Origin of the sequence: Streptococcus sp. DD10, from assembly GCF_001578805.1 — a bacterium.
GTDB lineage: Bacteria > Bacillota > Bacilli > Lactobacillales > Streptococcaceae > Streptococcus.
In genome coordinates this window covers 223,632-226,099 of record NZ_KQ969157.1, presented here as the reverse complement: position 1 = coordinate 226,099, position 2,468 = coordinate 223,632, and the positions used below count along the sequence as shown (strand labels likewise).

The window sequence follows — 2,468 nt, the reverse complement described above, 5'->3', positions numbered from 1 at the left end:
GGTACCATATTTTCTAAGGATGTTCATTTTGACGTCTGAAATATCAAAAAAAGAAGCAGACAACTCTACTCCTTTAACATCTATGCTTTTTGTCTACCCACTACAGTTGACAAAAAGAACATTATCACTTTTAAAAAGAATTTTACTTAACGCTTATGAACAATCCAACGAAGTAATCGTGATAGTGCAATCCATAAAAAGAAACTAATCACACAAATCACAATCCAAGCATATTTGTCCTCTGTAAAAGGGAGTGGAATATTCATTCCAAAAAACCAGTAATAACAGCTAATACGCCAAGTAAATTTTCCATAATAGTTAAATTACTCAGATTGTTATTCAGTTTGTTATTTAAAATATTGTTATAAGAACTAGATAAATGTTGCAAAACTTGAGAAATTAACTCAGTCATCGATACCAGCTGGCGTGCTTCAATCATGGCATCTTCAAATTGTTCCTTTTCCACTTCATCAAGATGACGATAGATAGCATGTCTTTGAATATGCTCTAGGAGCAAACGATTTTGTGTCGCAGCAGACACCAGATAGACCATACCGGTCTCCAAGTCAGACAAGGCAAAGAGGTTTTTGGTCGTTGTCGTTTGTCGAAGGAGACGATTGACCTCGTCTTTTTGCTTGTCCATCCGCTCAATGACTGGATAATAGGCATTGGAAATCATTTCAAGACCTGCAAAAAGGAGTTTGTAAATTGATAATCCTTCATGATGGTCAACATAGTCCCTCATCCGACTGATGATATAGGCATTGTCATCATTGGAAATAGTTACCAATCGGTTGTCCTGCACGATGAAGGTCATGGGAATGGTCTCATAGTAGGTCTTGTCCTTTTCCAAGTCCAAGACATTGTAGATAAAGGTAACAGCCCCTTTTTCGCGATTGTAATCCATGTGGGCACGCTCGTTTTTATCGAGAGCATACTCTATCGTTTCCTGGTCAATTCCATACTTCGGGTAGAGGTGCGAATTTTCCGTAATCAGGTCTGAATCAATATTGATCCAAGTTCTGTTATTGCCAAGTTTTTTCTCAATAAACATGCCTCTTCTCTTCTTTCTTATGAAATAGGATCGGATTTGAAACCCAAATGGTCAAACGCTACTGCATCATTCCAGGCTCTCACGCTTAAAAATAGTCCGAATGGGTGTTCTCTGATGAAGTGAGTACGGCAATTCAGCAACTCATCTTCACGATTCCCGTCAATTGATTCGCCATTTGGATGGCCATCAATCGGAGCGTGTTACATCTTCTCTTCTAACTCCACGTCCGGATACTTGTCCGCAAACCAGCGAAGGGCAAAGTCATTCTCAAAGAGGAAGACTGGTTGGTCGAAACGGTCCTTGGCCAAGATATTGCGGCTGGAGGACATGCGTTCATCCAAATCTTCTGGTTTGATCCAACGAACGGTCTTTTTACCCATTGGGCTCATCACTACTTCCGCATTGTACTCGCCTTCCATGCGGTGTTTGAAGACCTCAAACTGAAGTTGTCCCACAGCGCCTAGCATGTATTCGCCTGTTTGGTAATTCTTATAAAGCTGAATGGCTCCTTCTTGCACCAATTGCTCAATCCCCTTGTGGAAGGATTTTTGCTTCATGACATTCTTAGCGGAAACTTTCATGAAAATTTCAGGGGTAAAGGTTGGCAGAGGCTCAAATTCAAACTTGTTTTTCCCAACCGTCAAAGTATCTCCAACTTGATAAGTACCGGTATCGTAAACCCCAATAATATCACCTGCCACGGCATTGGTCACATTCTCACGGCTTTCGGCCATAAACTGGGTGACATTTGACAGTTTAGCCCCCTTACCTGTACGAGGGAGGTTCACAGACATACCACGCTCAAACTCACCCGATACGATCCGGACAAAGGCGATGCGGTCCCGGTGACGAGGGTCCATGTTGGCTTGGATTTTAAAGACAAATCCTGAGAAATCTTTGTCATAAGGAGCCACCACTTCACCATCCACTTTCTTGTGGCCGTGTGGTTCTGGCGCAAACTTAAGGAAGGTCTCAAGGAAGGTCTGCACACCAAAGTTAGTGAGGGCTGAACCGAAGAAGACTGGGGTTAGTTCACCCGCTAAAATAGCTTCCTCTGAAAACTCATTTCCCGCTTCTTGGAGGAGTTCGATATCGTCCTTGACCTGAGCATAGAAGGGATTGCTTCCAAAAAGCTGTTCTCCTTTTTCCAAACTAGCAAAGCGTTCATCTCCCTTATAAAGCTCCAAGCGCTGGTTGTAGAGGTCATAGAGACCTTCGAAGGATTTCCCCATCCCAATCGGCCAGTTCATAGGATAGGAGGCAATGCCTAGCACTTCTTCTAACTCTTCTAAGAGTTCAAGGGGTTCACGACCGTCCCGGTCCAGCTTGTTCATAAAGGTAAAGACGGGAATCCCCCGGTGTTTGACAACTTCAAACAATTTCTTGGTTTGGGCCTCAATCCCCTTGGCAGAGT

General features: G+C 42.9%; 2 protein-coding genes and 1 pseudogene. 1 reads left to right on the top strand and 2 read right to left on the bottom strand.

All coding sequences use genetic code 11. The features are described 5' to 3' along the window. A partial coding sequence (locus STRDD10_RS11385) for a hypothetical protein (protein ID WP_231853365.1) occupies positions 1-208 on the top strand: 208 nt, incomplete at its 5' end. Here STRDD10_RS11385 and STRDD10_RS00975 read toward each other — a convergent pair. Together STRDD10_RS00975 and STRDD10_RS00970 are read right to left on the bottom strand one after the other, a co-directional pair. Next, a pseudogene (locus STRDD10_RS00975) lies at positions 147-1,054 on the bottom strand (magnesium transporter CorA family protein). The gene STRDD10_RS11385 and the pseudogene STRDD10_RS00975 sit on opposite strands and share 62 nt — an antisense overlap. A gap of 200 nt (positions 1,055-1,254) precedes the next feature. Next, a partial coding sequence (locus tag STRDD10_RS00970) for a peptide chain release factor 3 (protein WP_067192344.1) occupies positions 1,255-2,468 on the bottom strand: 1,214 nt, incomplete at its 5' end.